This is a genomic window from Kosakonia sp. ML.JS2a, from assembly GCF_025642095.1.
Lineage (GTDB): Bacteria > Pseudomonadota > Gammaproteobacteria > Enterobacterales > Enterobacteriaceae.
The window spans coordinates 4,092,868-4,109,228 of record NZ_CP106754.1 but is presented as its reverse complement, the minus strand read 5'-3'; the positions used below and the strand labels follow the sequence as shown (position 1 = coordinate 4,109,228).

15 protein-coding genes are annotated in these 16,361 nt (G+C 56.2%); 7 read left to right on the top strand and 8 right to left on the bottom strand.

Going from position 1 to position 16,361, the window contains the following annotated elements; all coding sequences use genetic code 11:
* Positions 1-190: 190 nt before the first annotated feature.
* The 6 genes from eutC to ampH all read right to left on the bottom strand — a co-directional run bounded on the left by eutC (position 191) and on the right by ampH (position 8,523).
* Complete coding sequence (gene eutC, locus N7922_RS19460) at positions 191-970, bottom strand: ethanolamine ammonia-lyase subunit EutC (RefSeq protein ID WP_263097855.1); 780 nt, start codon at positions 968-970, stop codon at positions 191-193.
* Positions 967-2,355, bottom strand: a complete 1,389-nt coding sequence (locus N7922_RS19455; RefSeq protein WP_263097854.1) for an ethanolamine ammonia-lyase subunit EutB — start codon at positions 2,353-2,355, stop codon at positions 967-969. The genes eutC and N7922_RS19455 overlap by 4 nt, the downstream gene beginning before the upstream one ends.
* Before the next feature lie 9 nt (positions 2,356-2,364).
* Positions 2,365-3,741 carry an ethanolamine permease gene (gene eat, locus N7922_RS19450; RefSeq protein ID WP_263097853.1) on the bottom strand — a complete coding sequence of 459 codons (1,377 nt, stop codon included), beginning with the start codon at positions 3,739-3,741 and terminating at the stop codon, positions 2,365-2,367.
* 665 nt (positions 3,742-4,406) lie between these two features.
* Positions 4,407-6,125 (bottom strand): lysophospholipid acyltransferase family protein, encoded by a 1,719-nt coding sequence (locus tag N7922_RS19445; RefSeq protein ID WP_263097852.1) that lies wholly within the window; start codon positions 6,123-6,125, stop codon positions 4,407-4,409.
* Between the two features lie 146 nt (positions 6,126-6,271).
* Complete coding sequence (hemB, locus tag N7922_RS19440) at positions 6,272-7,243, bottom strand: porphobilinogen synthase (RefSeq protein ID WP_263097851.1); 972 nt, start codon at positions 7,241-7,243, stop codon at positions 6,272-6,274.
* A 122-nt stretch (positions 7,244-7,365) separates the two neighbouring features.
* The gene (gene ampH, locus N7922_RS19435) at positions 7,366-8,523 is read right to left on the bottom strand and encodes a D-alanyl-D-alanine-carboxypeptidase/endopeptidase AmpH (protein WP_263097850.1); all 1,158 of its coding nucleotides are present in this window, start codon (positions 8,521-8,523) and stop codon (positions 7,366-7,368) included.
* 191 nt (positions 8,524-8,714) lie between these two features.
* Between ampH and N7922_RS19430 the strand changes: the two genes are divergently transcribed.
* From N7922_RS19430 to N7922_RS19420, 3 genes are all read left to right on the top strand, one after another.
* Entirely contained in the window at positions 8,715-9,248 is a 534-nt protein-coding gene (locus N7922_RS19430; protein WP_263097849.1) for a cysteine hydrolase family protein, read from the top strand.
* 138 nt (positions 9,249-9,386) lie between these two features.
* Positions 9,387-10,607, top strand: a complete 1,221-nt coding sequence (gene sbmA, locus N7922_RS19425) for a peptide antibiotic transporter SbmA (RefSeq protein WP_263097848.1) — start codon at positions 9,387-9,389, stop codon at positions 10,605-10,607.
* A gap of 13 nt (positions 10,608-10,620) precedes the next feature.
* On the top strand, positions 10,621-11,736 hold the full coding sequence (locus N7922_RS19420) for a DUF1615 domain-containing protein (protein WP_263097847.1): 1,116 nt from the start codon (positions 10,621-10,623) through the stop codon (positions 11,734-11,736).
* On the opposite strand, the gene N7922_RS19415 is transcribed toward N7922_RS19420, so the two are convergent.
* Positions 11,733-12,041 carry a YaiY family protein gene (locus N7922_RS19415; RefSeq protein WP_263097846.1) on the bottom strand — a complete coding sequence of 103 codons (309 nt, stop codon included), beginning with the start codon at positions 12,039-12,041 and terminating at the stop codon, positions 11,733-11,735. The two genes, N7922_RS19420 and N7922_RS19415, sit on opposite strands and share 4 nt — an antisense overlap.
* 279 nt (positions 12,042-12,320) lie before the next feature.
* On the opposite strand from N7922_RS19415, the gene N7922_RS19410 reads away from it, so the two are divergent.
* The gene (locus N7922_RS19410) at positions 12,321-12,542 is read left to right on the top strand and encodes a DUF2754 domain-containing protein (RefSeq protein ID WP_263097845.1); all 222 of its coding nucleotides are present in this window, start codon (positions 12,321-12,323) and stop codon (positions 12,540-12,542) included.
* Between the two features lie 3 nt (positions 12,543-12,545).
* On the opposite strand, the gene ddlA is transcribed toward N7922_RS19410, so the two are convergent.
* Entirely contained in the window at positions 12,546-13,646 is a 1,101-nt protein-coding gene (ddlA, locus tag N7922_RS19405) for a D-alanine--D-alanine ligase (protein WP_263100960.1), read from the bottom strand.
* A gap of 108 nt (positions 13,647-13,754) precedes the next feature.
* On the opposite strand from ddlA, the gene N7922_RS19400 reads away from it, so the two are divergent.
* From N7922_RS19400 to iraP, 3 genes are all read left to right on the top strand, one after another.
* Positions 13,755-14,438, top strand: coding sequence for an extensin family protein (locus N7922_RS19400; protein ID WP_263097844.1), 684 nt, complete (start codon positions 13,755-13,757; stop codon positions 14,436-14,438).
* A 170-nt stretch (positions 14,439-14,608) separates the two neighbouring features.
* Complete coding sequence (locus tag N7922_RS19395) at positions 14,609-15,799, top strand: multidrug efflux MFS transporter (RefSeq protein ID WP_263097843.1); 1,191 nt, start codon at positions 14,609-14,611, stop codon at positions 15,797-15,799.
* Positions 15,800-16,060: 261 nt separating this feature from the next.
* Positions 16,061-16,321, top strand: coding sequence for an anti-adapter protein IraP (iraP, locus tag N7922_RS19390; RefSeq protein WP_263097842.1), 261 nt, complete (start codon positions 16,061-16,063; stop codon positions 16,319-16,321).
* The last annotated feature ends 40 nt before the right edge of the window (positions 16,322-16,361 follow it).

Below are 16,361 nucleotides of genomic sequence, written 5' to 3'. Positions count from 1 at the left end.
ATTTTTAGCGATGTAACATTCCGCTGATTTATAAAAAGGAACGGCTGGCGGGCCAGGTTAAAAAGAGGCGAAGCGGTGCGGAGGTATACCCTGTTAAGGGGGGCAGAAGGTTATTAACGATGCGCGTGTGCAGGGGAAAACAGAAAGCGCTTCGTGAAAAGCGCTTCGTGAAAAGCGCTTTGCCGGTTTGTCAGTGGTGAGCGGGGAGACGTGGCGTAACCCGACCATGCAGCGCGGGGTTGTCGCTTTCGTCTTTCAGCCGTACCCCGGTCAGGCGGCGTAAAAAAGCCTGCTCCAGCAACCACGCCAGTTTAAAGGCGGCGGCGTCGTAGCCCAGCCCTTCCGGGCGAATGTTTGAAATGCAGTTGCGCTCGGACTCAATGCGCTGCCGCGCGGGTTTCCAGGTCAGGTAAACGCCAAGGCTGTCCGGTGAGGATAAACCCGGGCGCTCGCCAATCAGGATCGCGACCGCTTTACTGCCCAGCGTTTCGCCGATGTCATCGCCCAGCGCCACGCGTGACTGGTGCGCCAACACCACCGGGCCGAGTGAAATCCCCAGCGTCTGCAAATAGGGCAACAGGGCGCTGATAAGCCCCACCGACTGGCGGTGCACCGCATGTGACGACAACCCGTCGCCAATCACCAGCAACAGATCGTGAGCAGGAGGACGGCGCTCCGCCAGGGCCTGACGGCTCTCGTCGCTGAGCATTCTTCCCAGGTCCGGGCGGTTGAGATAGGTGTGTCTCTCCGGGGCGGCGCTGTGCGCCTCCAGCGTGTTCAACCCCAGTTCATGTAGCTGGCGCGCCAGCGTTTCGCTGTCGAACGGTTGGTGAATGGCATCGCGTGCCTGCGCATGGGCCAGACCGAAGTTAAGCACTTCGCGCGTGGGCAAACTGGCGCCGCTGCGGCCAAGCGCGATACGCGCATCGGTGAACTCGCGCAACAGTGTCCAGGCATCGGGACCGTTCATACAGGTGCTCCTTGCGGTAACGCAGCCAGCAGCGGGTGGTTCGCACCGGTCAGGCGTAGCTGCCCGTGGGTGTCGATAATCTGCATGCGGGTAAGCCATGCGGCGAACTCGGGCGCGTGTTTAAGCCCCAGCAGGCGGCGGGCGTAGAGTGCATCGTGAAACGAGGTACTCTGGTAATTGAGCATGATGTCATCCGCGCCTGGCACGCCAATCAGGAAGGTCAGTCCGGCGGTGCACAGCAGCGTCAGCAGGGTGTCCATGTCGTCCTGATCCGCTTCGGCATGGTTGGTATAGCAGACATCGCAACCAATCGGCAGCCCCATCAGTTTGCCGCAGAAGTGGTCTTCCAGCCCGGCGCGGATGATCTGTTTGCCGTCGTAGAGATATTCCGGGCCAATAAAGCCGACCACGGTGTTCACCAGCAACGGGTTAAAATGCCGGGCGACGGCGTAGGCGCGCGCCTCGCAGGTCTGCTGATCGACGCCGTGATGGGCATTGGCGGAGAGGCAACTGCCCTGGCCGGTTTCAAAGTACATGACGTTGTTGCCCAGCGTGCCGCGTTTCAGGCTTAACGCCGCCTCGTGCGCCTCCTGCAACAGGGCGAGATTGATGCCAAAGCCGCTGTTCGCCGCTTCGCTGCCCGCCACCGACTGGAACACCAGATCCACCGGTGCGCCGCGTTCAATCAACTGCACGGTGTTGGTGACATGGGTCAGTACGCACGACTGTGTGGGAATATCGAAGCGGTCAATAATGTCCGCCATCATATAATTGAGCTTTTCCAGGACTGGCAGGCTGTCGCTGGCGGGGTTAATGCCGACCACAGCGTCCCCCGCGCCGTACAGCAACCCATCGAGCATGCTGGCGGCTATACCTTTCAGATCATCGGTCGGGTGGTTGGGCTGCAAGCGCACGCTGAGATGACCCGGCAGGCCGATAGTATTACGAAAGCGGGTAATCACGCTGCATTTGCTGGCAGCGAGGATCAAATCCTGGTTGCGCATCAGTTTGCTGACGGCGGCGGCCATTTCCGGGGTGATCGCGCGGGCAACATGGCTCAACATGGCCGTGTCGGTGCTGTCCGCCAGCAGCCAGTCGCGAAAGTCCCCCACCGTCAGGTGGGCAATCAGCGCGAAAGCGGCGCTGTCGTGGGTGTCGAGAATAAGGCGCGTGACCTCATCCGTTTCATAAGGAATTAACGGGGTGGCGAGGATATCGCGCAGCGGCACATCTGCGAGGGCGATTTTTGCCGCCATTCGCTCTTCCGCCGACTGCGCTGCCACCCCGGCCAGCACATCCCCGGATCGCGCCGGGGAGGCTTTTGCCATCAGTTCTTTGAGGCTGGCGAACCGGTAGGTACGGTGCGCCAGAGTGGTTTTATACATTGATACTCCTCAGGAAATCGCGCGCAGTTGCGGATCCAGGCTGGCACGTTCACGGGCGTGCGCCGTTTTACGGAACCACATATAACCGCCGAGCATCATAATGGCGAAGATCAGCGCCAGCAGGGTGTTGTACCAGACCATCGCCACCAGGCAGAGCACCGCCATACCTAAGGCGAATGCGGGCGCATACGGGAACAGCGGCGCTTTAAACGGGCGCGCCAGTTCCGGCTCGCTGCGGCGTAGTTTGAACAGCGCCGCCATCGAGGTGATATACATAACGATAGCCCCGAATACCGACATCGTCACAATGCAGGCGGTCAGCGGCATCCCGCTGATGGTGATTAACGAGTCAGAGAAAATCGCCGCAATCCCGACCACGCCACCGGCGAGGATGGCCAGATGCGGGGTGCGTGTTTTGCGGTTCAGATTCGCCAGGCTTGCCGGCAGGTAACCCGCGCGCGCCAGCGAGTAAATCTGGCGGGAGTAGCCCATGATAATGCCGTGGAAAGAAGCCACCAGACCGAACAGGCCCAGCCATACCAGCATGTGCAACCAGCCGCTGCTGTTGCCGACCACCACTTTCATCGCCTGCGGCAACGGATCGTTAATATTGGACAGCGCACGCCAGTCGCCCACGCCACCGGCAAACATCATCACGCCTACCGCCAGCACGGTCAGCGTCAGAATACCGCCGCCCAGCGCACGCGGAATGGTGCGTTGCGGATCTTTGGCTTCCTCTGCCGCCATGGACGCGCCTTCAATGGCAAGGAAAAACCAGATAGCAAATGGGATCGCGGCGAACATGCCCGACAGCGCCAGTCCGCTGAAGCTGTCGGCACCCGCCCAACCGTTGGCGGTGAAGTTGCTCCAGGAGAAGCCCGGGGCGACCACGCCCATAAACACCAGCAGTTCGAAAATCGCCAGCAGGGTGACAATCAGTTCGAAGGTGGCGGCGATCCCCACGCCGAGAATATTCAGCGCCATAAAGATGATGTACGCCCCGCAGGCCACCCATTTCGGATCGAGCGACGGGAACTGCACATTCAGATAAGCCCCGATCGCCATGGCGATCGCCGGTGGGGCAAAGACGAACTCAATCAGGGTGGCAAATCCCGCAATAAACCCGCCCGTCGGCCCGAAAGCGCGATAGGCATAAGCGAAAGGGCCGCCTGCGTGCGGGATCGCGGTGGTCAGTTCGGTAAAGCTGAAGATAAATGCGCAATACATGGCTGCAATCAGTAATGCGACAATCAGAAAGCCCAGCGTGCCTGCCTGCGACCAGCCGTAGCTCCAGCCAAAGTACTCCCCGGAAATCACCAACCCGACAGCGATCCCCCACAGCCGGAAGCTGCCCAGTGTTCTTTTTAGTGTTGTTTGTGTGCTCATAATGTACTGCCTCGCCATTGAATATCTTGCTATGGCGATTGCAAAGGGAGTGCCAGAAAAGAGAAGCCTTATTATTCATGCGGTTACGTGAGGTGAGCCGATCTGGCCTGGTTGCAGGCGTGTTTTTGGTGCAGGCGCTGCCCTGCGATGGTGAAGTTTGCGCTAACAGAGGATGTGTTGCTTAAGCGTAAATTTATTGCCGCTGGGTTGGGAAAATAATGACTTGTTACAAGGTGAAGGTATTTTGTAGCTAATAAAGACAAATTAAATGCGAATATTCTTAAGTTATTATTCTCATTGCAGGCTTTAATTATATTATTGTAGTTTAAAATATTGAATTGCTTCACATTAACTTAACATGTTGATTTTATAGTTTGATTTAATAATTTTTTGTGAAGTGTTCCGCATATTATTCAGGCGCGAGCCTGATGTTAAATGTAATCCGTGAGAATGGGTTGACCTGAATTGTCCGGCACTTTAGTTTGTAGCAAAAAATTCAGCGCAATTTTCGGGTATGTTTAACGAAGGAGCAAATAATGGCCTGGCGTCCTATTTTATATGTCATTTTCACGCATAATCCGCAACTTAATAGTCGACGGGCGCATCTGCGCCTGGTGCATGGGTAATATTCCCTCTTCCGGCCGGAAGAGGGAGAGGGCGGGTAGCTAGCTGGCTTTCTGCTCGGGCAGATGTGCGGCAATATAACGTTCGTAGCGGTTGGCTTTCAGGTAGGTTAAATCCACCAATACCAGACCATCGACACAGTTGTTGAATTCCGGATCGCAGCCAAAATCAATAAACTGCACGCCCCCCGTTTCACACAGTTCGGAATACTGTTTATACAGTGGCGGAATCCCGCAGCCCAGATTGCCCAGCAGCGACTTCAGACGCGTCAGATCTTCGGTGTAATCCTCACCGGTAAACTGCGCCAGTACGTCCGGCATGGTGGCAGGCCACGGGCGACGTGACGCGGCCAGTGGCCAGGTCGCCGGGAACCACAAACGGTAGAACGCCACCAGCAGATCCCTTGCCGCAGGCGGCATACCGCCGGAAATCGACACCGGACCAAACAAGTAGCGGTATTGCGGATACCGCGCCAGGTACGCGCCAATTCCCGACCACAGATAGTCCAGACCACGGCGTCCCCAGTAGCGCGGTTGAATAAAACTGCGCCCCAGTTCAATGCCATGCCGCAGCACGTCCGCCATCCGATCGTCATAGTGGAACAGACTGTGGCTGTAGAGCCCTTCAATGCCGCGGGCTTCAACCTGCTGTGCGGTAGGCATAAAGCGATACGCGCCGACGATTTCCAGATCGTTCTCATCCCAGAGGATCAGGTGCAGGTAATCGTCGTCATATTTATCCGTATCGCGACGTTTACCGCTGCCTTCGCCCACCGCGCGAAAAGCAATTTCCCGCAGCCGTCCCAGCTCACGCAGCAACGGCGCATCTTCCTGCCCCTTGCGCTGCCAGAGGTAGATAGTTTTGCCATCCGCCGTGTGGCCAAGGCACTCGGCGTTGTTGAGTTCACGGCGCAGCGTGATCCGCTCTTCCGGGCGCGCAATGGCGCACTCGGTTTTGAAGGGGCCGGGCAATCCCTTGCCCAAACGCAGGACATGCTTGCGACACTTATCGGCCAGTTCCCGCGAGGAGAGTTGCGGCGTATGCCAGCTATTCCAGGGAATGCGCTGACCGATTTTGATCGGCAGGTTGCTGTTGCGGCGGCGAAACATCTGCTGCATCAGCAGCAACAGCGGTAGCGTGTCCGAAACCATTGCGCTTGCGTAAAACAGCGCGCTGTTACGGGCATCGATCCAGGCCGGTAGCAGCGGTGCGCGGAATTTATTCGCCAGTTTAATGAAACCGGTATGCCAGCTTTTATCGCGGATACCTTTACGCGTTACGCGTGAGACTTCTCCTGCCGGGAAGAAAATCAGCACGCCGCCTCGCTGCAGATGGTTTTCCATCTGTTGCAGCGACGATTTACGCGTGCGTCCGCCCATGTTATCCACCGGAATAAACAGTGAACTGAGCGGCTCCAGGTGAGTCAGCATGCGGTTGGTGACCACTTTGACATCGCGGCGAACGCGGGAAACGGCATACATCAGCGCCAGCCCATCGAGCGTACCGGTGGGGTGGTTGGCGATAATCACTAAGGGGCCGTGTTCGGGGATCTGTTCAAGGTCGTGAGCGGGAACCGTGCAGCGGATCTGCAGGTGTTCAAGCACTTGCTCCACCATATCCAGCCCTTTCAGGTGGGGATGGCGTTCGGCAAATTGCTGGAACTCGCGTTCATAAAGCAGGCGTCTGAGCAGATTCTTTTGCCAGGGTGCGGGTCTGGCCTGTGGCCAGAGGTCGTCGAGTACATTGTCGAGACTAAACATGGTGGCTTCTCCTCCCGTCTTGCGAAGACAGTAAAGGCAGAAGATGACGTTTACGTTTCATTACAATGAACATATGACAATACAAAATGGCATGTTTTGTCACATGTGCCCTCTCCCGGTGGGAGAGGGCGGAAGGCAGGGTTAACTCAGAGGATACCGCGTTCGGCGAGGTCGAGGGCGAAGTAGCTGAAGATCAGATCCGCGCCTGCGCGTTTGATGGCGCCCAGGCTTTCCAGCACCACTTTATCTTCGTCGATGGCGCCCGCCAGCGCGGCGAACTTGATCATCGCGTACTCGCCGCTCACCTGATAAGCGCCCAGCGGCAGTCCGGTGCGCTCGCGAACGTCACGCAGAATGTCGAGGTACGCGCCCGCCGGTTTGACCATCAGGCAGTCTGCGCCTTCGGCTTCGTCGATCAGCGATTCGCGAATCGCTTCGCGGCGGTTCATCGGGTTCATCTGGTAGGTTTTGCGATCGCCTTTCAGCGCCGTGCCTGCCGCTTCACGGAACGGGCCGTAGAACGACGAGGCGAACTTGGTTGAATAAGACATGATGGCCGTGTCGGTAAAGCCTGCCGCGTCCAGCGCCTGGCGAATGGCTTTTACCTGACCGTCCATGGCGGCGGATGGCGCGATGAAGTCTGCGCCAGCGGCGGCGGCAACCACGGCTTGTTTGCCCAGGTTGAGCAGGGTGGCATCGTTATCCACGCCGTGGTCGCACAGTACACCGCAGTGGCCGTGCGAGGTGTATTCGCAAAAACAGGTGTCGGACATCACAATCATCTCCGGCACGGTCTCTTTACAGATGCGCGACATACGCGCCACCAGGCCGTTTTCCTGCCAGGTATCGCTGCCCGTCTCGTCGGTATGATGAGAAATACCGAAAGTCATTACCGAACGGATGCCCGCTTTGGCAATGCGTTCGATTTCGCGAGCGAGGTATTTTTCCGGAATGCGCATGACGCCCGGCATGGCCTCAATGGCTTTGTAGTCGTCCAGCTCTTCTTCAACAAAGATCGGCAACACCAGGTCGTTTTTGCTCAGTGTTGTCTCTTCAAACATCGCGCGCAGCGCAGGGGACTGGCGCAGGCGGCGAGGGCGAGTGATTAAATCGGTCATGGTATGCCTGATATTTGTGGAACAGATGACGCCATTGTAACTGAAAAGGGGAGGCGCTGTTTTACCAAAATCGCTGTTAAAAACCGGGGTCAAGGCGACTGCCGCCTGCCCCGGTTTTCGCATCAGGAGGCGGGAACCACTTGCGGCTTGTTGTTGCTCAGCTCGCTAACCAGGTCGTTGACGCCGTCGCTCATCGCGGTAAAGCGCGTCAGCGGCGAGCGGGTGATCACCACAAACACACCGACGTTATGCTGCGGCACCATGGCCATATAGGTGATAAATCCGCCGCCGCCGCCGGTTTTCTGAATGATGCCAGGGTGCCCTTCTTTCGGCCCCATATACACCCAGCCCAGACCCAGTGCATCCGCTTTACCGGGGACGTCCATCCCGATCACTTTCGTTAACTGATTACGCGGGTAAATCAGCGTCTGCATACGGTCGGCCTGGTTGTTGCGGGAGTAGAAATCCGACGAGAGGAACTGTTGCATCCAGCGCATCATGTCGCCGGGCGTGGAGTAGACGCCGCCGCTGCCGACTGCCGCCAGCGTGTTATTACAGGGGCTGGCGCCTTTCTCGGCCACCATCAGGCGCTTGCACTGATCCGGCGAGGGGGTAAAGGTGGTGTCTTTCATGCCCAGCGGGCGCGTGATCTGATCTTCAAACAGTTGGGGATACGGTTTTCCCGCCGCTTTTGCCAGCGCATCGGCCAGCAGATCGAACGCCAGGTTGGAATAGGCGGCCTGCGTACCGGGCGCAAATTTTAGCGCGGCGGTTGAGAGCCAGTTCCAGCGCTGTTCACGCGTTGGCCAGACAAACACATCGCGGTGCGCCGCGCCGCCCGGTTGTTCGCGGGGCAGGGCGCTGGTGTGCGTGGCGAGATTCACCAGCGTGATGGGTGTCCCCTGATACGTCGGGACGCGTGCGCCCGGCGGCGCATATTTGCTTAAGGGATCATCCAGACGCACGGTACCCTGATCGAGCAACTTCACCAGCATCTCGCTGGTCATCAGCTTCGACAGTGAGGCAATACGAATCACCGAGTCCAGTTGTGGGCGTACATTATTGCCTGGTCGGGTTTCTCCATAACTTCTGAATACGCGCTGATTACCGTCAATCACGACGATCGCCATTCCTGTCGCGCCACTGCCAAAGTAAATATGATTGGCGTAGCGGTCGACGATATCCGAAGCAAAAACCGGGTCAGGAGAGTGTTGCGCCGCCTGGGCAGTGGTCAGGCTGAGTGCGCACAGCATCGCAGAAAAAAGCAAACAACGTTTCAACGAAGGGATCCATAGAATAATGGGAAAGATAGAGCGTATTTATACTACTTAGCGTCCCGTTGCAAAGCACTAATAAGCGTATTCTTTCGCCCTAATACGTAACGATGGGTAAATATGAAATTTTTTCCCTATGACTGCGCCCGCCAGCGCATGTGATAACCTCTCTCTTTCCCGAAAACAGGAGTCAGATAATGACAGGTAAACGGGTAGTGATGGTGGTGGATATGCAAAACGGCGTGTTCGCGACACCGCGTATTCAGCGCGAGCAGTGTGTGGCGCGCATCAACCGGTTAACGGCAGCCGCCGACACGGTGATCTTCATTCAGCATGCCGAGGCGGGCGGGCTGGAAGAGGGCAGCGCCGGGTTCGATTTGTTGCCGGAGCTGAACCAGCCAGCGGGCGCGCTGTACGTCACTAAGACCGCCTGCGATGCGTTCTACAAAACACAGTTGGAAAGCGTATTACGCGAGCATGATATTGATGCATTCGTCATGTGCGGTTGCGCCACCGACTACTGCGTCGACACCACCCTGAAAAACGGCGCCAGTCGCGGCTATGCGATAACCGTGGCGCAGGATGCGCACACCACCGCCAACCGCCCGGCTGCGCAGGCGGCAACGTTAATTGAGCACTATAACGAGGTGTGGCGGACGCTCACCGTACCGGGCAATCCTGTGCGGGTGAAACCCGTCGAAACAATTGTTCACGAATGGCAAACGAACTAAGGGGTTACCCTTAGGTCTGAAGAGATTATCCGGCGTCGCATCTGCGGCGCTTTTTTGTCACTGCGCGTTTTGGTGCGGTGCAAAATCCAGGTTGCACAGCATGTGTGGTAAATAATAAGAAGTAAGCAGGAGAGCACGATGTTTAAGTCCTTCTTCCCCCGACCGACACTGTTCTTTTTGTCGGCCTTTATCTGGACCGCTATCGCCGTCATTTTCTGGCAGGCGGGTGGCGAAGCCTGGCTGATGCGCCTGACGGGGGCATCGGTGGACGTACCGATTAGCGCCGCGCGTTTCTGGGCGCCGGGCTACCTGCTGTTCTATGCCTATTATGCGTTCTGCGTTGGCCTGTTTGCCCTGTGCTGGTTTACCTTCTCGCCGCACCGCTGGCAGCGCTGGTCGATTTTAGGCACTGCGCTGATCATCTTTGTTACCTGGTTTTTGGTGGAAGTGAATGTGGCCATCAACGCCTGGTATCAGCCGTTTTATGATCTGATTCAGACTGCGCTCAGTGCGCCGAATAAAGTCAGCATCGGCCAGCTCTATAGCGAGATTGGCGTGTTTTTGTGGATAGCACTCATTGCCGTGACGGTTGCGGTGCTGAACAATTTTTTTGTCAGCCATTATGTGTTCCGTTGGCGCACCGCGATGAACGAATACTATATGGCGCACTGGGAGCATCTGCGCCATATCGAAGGCGCAGCGCAGCGTGTGCAGGAAGACACGATGCGTTTTGCCACGACGCTGGAAGATATGGGCACCAGCTTTATTAACGCAGTGATGACGCTGATTGCGTTTTTGCCGGTGCTGGTGGCGTTGTCGCCGCATGTGCAGCAACTGCCGATCGTCGGGCATGTGGCCTACGGGCTGGTTATCGCCGCCATTGGCTGGGCGTTGCTGGGAACGGCGTTGCTGACCTTTGTCGGTATCAAGCTGCCAGGGCTGGAGTTTAAAAATCAGCGTGTGGAAGCGGCATACCGCAAAGAGCTGGTGTACGGTGAAGATGATGCCGGGCGCGCAAGACCGAATACCATTAGCGAGTTGTTCTCTGCGGTGCGACGTAACTATTTCCGCCTCTATTTCCACTATATGTATTTCAACATCGCCCGTATTCTGTATATGCAGGTTGATGTGGTGTTCGGCCTGATTGTGCTGTTCCCGACCATTGCCGCCGGAGCCATCACTTTCGGTCTGATGCGCCAGATAACTAACGTATTTGAACAGGTGCGCAGTTCGTTCCAGTATTTAATCACCTCCTGGACGACGCTGGTGGAGCTGATGTCTATCTATAAACGTTTGCGCAGTTTTGAGCGTGAGCTGGATGGGCAGGAGAGCCGGCCCGTGCCCTCTATTTTCGGTTAATACAAGGAACGGTATGTCTTACGTGCCCCGTTTTTCCTGGTTGCTGGCGGCATTGATCCTCGCTGGCTGTGCGACGCAAGGCCCGGTATCGCAGAAAGAAGTGGAGAAAGAAAAAGAGCGGGAGGAAGCACAACCGCTGGATGTGGCGAGCGTTGTGCGCCAGAAAATTCCCGCCAGCGTGAAAGACCGCGAGGGCTGGGCGCAGGATCTTGCCACCACGTTTAGTAGCCAGCAGCTTGCGCCAACGCTTGAAAACATCTGTTCAGTGCTGGCGGTGGCGCAGCAGGAGTCTAACTATCAGTCCGATCCCGTTGTGCCGGGGCTCAGTAAAATCGCCTGGAAAGAGATCGATAAGCGTGCCGAACGCATGCACATTCCGACGGTGCTGGTGCATACCGCGTTAAAAATCCCCTCGCCGAATGGCAAAAGTTACAGCGAACGGCTGGATAACGTGAGAACCGAAAAAGAGCTGAGCGCCATTTTTGACGACTTTATCGGCATGGTGCCAATGGGGCAGAAACTGTTCGGTTCCCTGAACCCGGTGCGTACCGGCGGGCCGATGCAAATCAGCGTCGCTTTTGCCCAGCAGCATACGAACGGTTATCCGTGGAAGATGGCAGGCACGGTGCGTCAGGAAGTGTTCAGCCGTCGCGGTGGGTTGTGGTTCGGGACTTATCATCTGCTGAATTATCCCGCCAGTTATACTGCGCCGATTTACCGCTTTGCGGATTTCAATGCCGGTTTGTATGCCAGCCGCAACGCGGCGTTCCAGCATGCGGTCAGCATCGCAACCGGCGTGAAACTGGCGCTGGATGGCGATCTGATCCTCTACGGCAGCAGTGATACCGGCAGTACTGAGCGGGCTATTCGCAAACTCGGTCCCCAGCTTGGGATGAGCGACCGCGATATTCGTCGTCAGCTGGAGCGCGGTGATAGTCAGGCGTTTGAACAGACTACGCTGTGGCGTGAAGTGTATCGTCTGGCGGAGAAGAAGAGTGGCAAAACGCTGGCGCGTGAAATGTTGCCGGGCATTCAGTTAGAAAGCCCGAAGATCACCCGCAACCTGACAACCGCATGGTTTGCAAAGCGCGTGGATGATCGACGGGCAGCCTGCATGGCGCAGAATTAACGTAAGTGGTGTCGTCGCCAGCGCAGCACAAGGGCGATGACACCAAACAGGGCGCTTCCCGCTAAAAAAGGCACAAGGCCGAAGACAGTACCTACGCCGAGCCCCATCTCTACCTGGGGACGGGACGCGTCCTGCATCTGCATCAGGTGTTCAAACACGCCCGGTGCGTGCACCAGCAGGTTCAGCAACTGGGCGCCAGCCCAGAAGCAGAGCAGAACGAACACAGCATAAGCAATATTACCCGGCCTGGAGGCGTCACGTTTTTTTGCACCCGTGAAGGGTTTTGACAGTGTAAAGTCAGCCATAAGACCTCCGGTACTTTTTAACAATTAAACAACAACCTGACACGCAACGTAATGGGTTCAGTGACCTCAGTTCGGGGTGATTTTGGCAGTTGTAACGCGTTGTCAACATCAGAAAGGTGATAATTTCGCCACGGGAAGGATCCCGGTTGATCTATTTTTGTACGCGCTCACATTTTTGTAACGTTTTAATTACTATCGCAACATTTCAGATTTAACGCATACGCCACAGACCCGACGCGCCGGTTATGCGATGATGCCTTTTTAACTGCCGGAGTTGTCATGAAGCTGCCTGTGAAAATCCGCCGTGACTGGCACTATTACGCATTTGCGATTGGGTTGATTTTTATTTTGAATGGAGTAGTGGGACTGTTGGGGTTTGAGGCCAAAGGCTGGCAGACTTACGCGGTAGGGCTGGTCACCTGGGTCATTAGCTTCTGGCTGGCCGGGTTGATTATCCGCCGCCGCCCCGATGACGAAGAGACGGCGGATAAGCCAGAGTAACGCTTAACCGTTAACGGAAATTTTCAGCGCGCTGTTGGCCTGATGGCGCGCAATCGCCAGTTCAATCAGACGCGTAATCAGCGCTGAATAGCCAATGCCGCTCGCCTGCCACAGTTTCGGGTACATGCTGATGTTCGTGAAGCCCGGCAACGTGTTGATCTCATTAATAATGACTTCATTATCCGGCGTCAGGAACACGTCTACACGCGCCATGCCTTCGCAGCCCAGCGTCTGGTACGCCTGCACCGCAATATGGCGGATCTTGTCGTTGATCGCCGGATCAATCGCCGCCGGGACGACAACCTGCGCGCCGTTATCATCGATATACTTGGTGTCGTAGGCGTAGAACTCGCTGTTCAGCACAATTTCGCCGCAAGTGCTGGCCTGCGGGTCATCGTTACCGAGCACCGCACACTCGATCTCGCGGCCTTTGATGCCTTTTTCCACCACCACTTTTTTGTCGAATTCAAACGCCAGGCGCACCGCTTCATGGTACTGGGCTTCGCTGGTGACTTTGCTGACGCCAACGGAAGAGCCCTGATTCGCCGGTTTGACAAACATCGGCAGGCCGAGTTTCGCTTCCACGTCGCTGAAGTGGATCTGCTGGCGGTTTGCCCGTGTCAGGGTGACAAAAGGCGCGATCGCCAGCCCTGCGTCGCGCAACAGGCGTTTGGTGACGTCTTTATCCATGCAGGCGGCGGACGCCAGCACATCGGAACCCACGAACGGCAGGTTCGCCAGACGCAGCATGCCCTGCAGGGAGCCGTCTTCGCCGAGCGTACCGTGGACAATCGGGAAGATCACATCAACATTCGGCAACGGCGTGCTGCTTCCTGCTTCGATCAACTGCTGTTGCTCGATACCCGGCACCAGCGCAACGCTGTTTTCGGAAGGATTAAGCGCGATGTGCGCCGGATCGTGGGCGTTCAGCAGGTAATTATTCGCGTCGCTGATATGCCACTGACCCTGTTTATCGATCCCCAGCAGCACGACCTCAAACCGTGATTTGTCCATCGCGTCGACGATATTTTTCGCCGATTGCAACGACACTTCATGCTCTGCCGATTTACCGCCGAAGACCACCCCTACCCGCAGTTTTGCCATTTCTACGTTCACTCACACTGATTCCACAAAGCCCATACGATAGCACGTCAAAACGCACGATTCGCGGCCTTCTGCCATAATGTTTTTTGTATACCTGAAGGGGGAGACGTGAGAGGGAAAAGCCTGATTGCGCTGAGCAGTGTGCTGGCGCTGATTTTCATCGGTTATCGCTACCTGCCGTCTTACTACAATCCGTTTGCGCCCCTGCAACTGAACGATCCGCCGGGTCGCATTACGCAGTACAAACTTCGTCGTTTGTCCCCGCAAGCCTGTCGCGCACTGTTAACAGAGGCGAATCAGCAACAGGTGATCTCCGCCCGGCCGGTGGCGGATAGTCAGGGCGACTGCCCGCTCAGCAATGTAGTGCGGGTGCAGGACTTTGGCGCAGTAAAACTGAACAGCAGTTTCCTGGCGAGCTGCCCGCTGGCGCTCAGTTCGGCGCTGTTTGTGCAGCAGCAAGCACGACCGCTCACCGAGCGCTTGATGGGCAGTGCGCTGGTGCGAATTGATCATCTTGGCAGCTATGCCTGCCGCAATATTTACAACCGCGCAGATGCCCGGCGTAGCGAGCATGCCAGCGCCGAAGCGCTGGATATCAGCGCTTTTCATCTGGCGAACGGTCAGCAGGTCACGGTGCTGAATGGCTGGCGACAGGCGCGCACGCAACCCTGGTTACGGGCAATGCTCAGCGCCAGTTGCGGTTACTACGGTAACGGGTTGGGGCCAGAGTATAACGCTGCACATGCTAACCATTTTCACCTTGGCATGCGTGGCTTTGGTCTGTGTCGTTAAAGCATAAATCACTGTGACTAATGTGGTTTTTTCATCGGACCACCGCCATGTCCGACACTTAACAGATAAAACACCAAAGTTCTGTTAAACGCATCTCTGGCGACCCATCTGGCGCACGTTATTGTTAATCTGTGCGCTGATTGTCAAAACCTGAATAATTACGCCTGTTTATGGAATCCTGGAAGGTTAATCTTATCTCGGTGTGGTTCGGATGCTTTTTTACCGGCCTCGCCATCAGTCAAATTCTGCCGTTTTTGCCGCTGTATGTTGCGCAATTAGGCGTGACGTCTCATGAAGCGCTGTCAATGTGGTCAGGGCTGACGTTCAGCGTGACCTTCCTGGTGTCGGCCATTGTCTCGCCAATGTGGGGCAGCCTTGCGGATCGCAAGGGCCGCAAACTGATGCTGCTGCGCGCCTCACTGGGCATGGCGATTGCCATTCTGTTGCAGGCCTTCGCCACCAACGTCTGGCAACTGCTGTTGCTGCGTGGCGTGATGGGGTTAACGTCGGGGTATATTCCGAATGCGATGGCGCTGGTAGCTTCCCAGGTACCGCGTGAGCGCAGCGGTTGGGCGCTGAGTACCTTATCCACCGCGCAAATCAGCGGCGTGATTGGCGGGCCGTTGATGGGCGGTTTTCTCGCCGACCATTTAGGGTTGCGGATGGTCTTCTTTATCACCGCCCTGTTGTTAATGGTCAGCTTTCTGGTGACGCTGTTTCTGATCAAAGAAGGCGTCAGGCCGAAGGTAAAGAAGGGCGAACGCCTCAGTGGCAAAGCGGTTTTTTCAACGCTGCCTTATCCTGGCCTGGTGCTTAGCTTGTTTGTCACGACGCTGGTGATCCAGTTGTGCAACGGTTCGATTGGCCCGATCCTCACCTTATTTATCCAGTCACTTGCGCCGCATACCACGAATATTGCATTTCTCAGTGGCCTGATTGCCGCCATTCCGGGCGTTTCTGCGCTGATCTCCGCACCGCGGCTTGGCAAACTGGGCGATCGCATTGGCACGTCGCGCATATTGATGGGCACTATGGGCATCGCAGTGGTGCTGTTTTTCGCCATGTCATTTGTTACCTCGCCGCTGCAACTGGGGATCCTGCGTTTTATGCTGGGGTTCGTCGATGGCGCCATGTTGCCCGCCGTGCAGACGCTGCTGTTGAAATATTCCAGCGATCAGGTGACCGGACGAATTTTTGGTTACAACCAGTCCTTTATGTACCTTGGCAATGTCGCCGGGCCGTTGATGGGCGCAACCGTGTCGGCCGTGGCCGGTTTCCGTTGGGTATTTGCGGCTACCGCCGTGGTGGTGTTTATTAATCTCTGGCAATTGGGTCTGGCATTTCGTCGCGCTCGCCGCTAAGTATATAAACGAGCCGGGAAGATATTCCCGGCCTTTCTATAATGTTTTCTTATATAAATAAGCCGCGTGTTGGAATTTATAATTTGGGGCTAACGCCTTAAATTAATTCGCTCTGATTTTTCATAGAAACGTTTCGTTACTTGCGCTTTTTAAATTCCCGTAAGCGTTGTGAGAAAATCCGCAAAAATAATACATGTATCTACTTTGCAACATCTGGGCAGAGTGTTAACGTCGTCGAATATCCCATCAGGAAATAGCGCTATGAAAAATCTCATTGCAGAGTTGTTGGTGAAGCTTGCCGAAAAAGAAGAGGAATCGAAAGAGCTGGTCGCCCAGGTCGAAGCGCTGGAAATTGTCGTGACTGCGCTGCTGCGTCATATGGCGTCTTCTGAACAACAGGCGTTAATTCAAAGTATCGAAGGGGCGTTGGATGATGCCCGTCCTGGCTCCCACGTGACCAGTAAGGATACGGAGTTGCTGCAACAGTACGTAAAAAAGCTGTTAAGGCACCCGCGCAGCTAACCCCCGGATACATCGACAGGACTGTCATCTGACTGTCATG

What these genes read in the sequence shown, in the direction of transcription:
- eutC (WP_263097855.1), bottom strand. Translation starts at nt 970, where the DNA reads ATGAACGGTCCCGATGCCTGGACACTGTTGCGCGAGTTCACCGATGCG.
- N7922_RS19455 (WP_263097854.1), bottom strand. Translation starts at nt 2,355, where the DNA reads ATGTATAAAACCACTCTGGCGCACCGTACCTACCGGTTCGCCAGCCTC.
- eat (WP_263097853.1), bottom strand. Translation starts at nt 3,741, where the DNA reads ATGAGCACACAAACAACACTAAAAAGAACACTGGGCAGCTTCCGGCTG.
- N7922_RS19445 (WP_263097852.1), bottom strand. Translation starts at nt 6,125, where the DNA reads ATGTTTAGTCTCGACAATGTACTCGACGACCTCTGGCCACAGGCCAGA.
- hemB (WP_263097851.1), bottom strand. Translation starts at nt 7,243, where the DNA reads ATGACCGATTTAATCACTCGCCCTCGCCGCCTGCGCCAGTCCCCTGCG.
- N7922_RS19430 (WP_263097849.1), top strand. Translation starts at nt 8,715, where the DNA reads ATGACAGGTAAACGGGTAGTGATGGTGGTGGATATGCAAAACGGCGTG.
- sbmA (WP_263097848.1), top strand. Translation starts at nt 9,387, where the DNA reads ATGTTTAAGTCCTTCTTCCCCCGACCGACACTGTTCTTTTTGTCGGCC.
- N7922_RS19420 (WP_263097847.1), top strand. Translation starts at nt 10,621, where the DNA reads ATGTCTTACGTGCCCCGTTTTTCCTGGTTGCTGGCGGCATTGATCCTC.
- N7922_RS19415 (WP_263097846.1), bottom strand. Translation starts at nt 12,041, where the DNA reads ATGGCTGACTTTACACTGTCAAAACCCTTCACGGGTGCAAAAAAACGT.
- N7922_RS19410 (WP_263097845.1), top strand. Translation starts at nt 12,321, where the DNA reads ATGAAGCTGCCTGTGAAAATCCGCCGTGACTGGCACTATTACGCATTT.
- ddlA (WP_263100960.1), bottom strand. Translation starts at nt 13,646, where the DNA reads ATGGCAAAACTGCGGGTAGGGGTGGTCTTCGGCGGTAAATCGGCAGAG.
- N7922_RS19395 (WP_263097843.1), top strand. Translation starts at nt 14,609, where the DNA reads ATGGAATCCTGGAAGGTTAATCTTATCTCGGTGTGGTTCGGATGCTTT.
- iraP (WP_263097842.1), top strand. Translation starts at nt 16,061, where the DNA reads ATGAAAAATCTCATTGCAGAGTTGTTGGTGAAGCTTGCCGAAAAAGAA.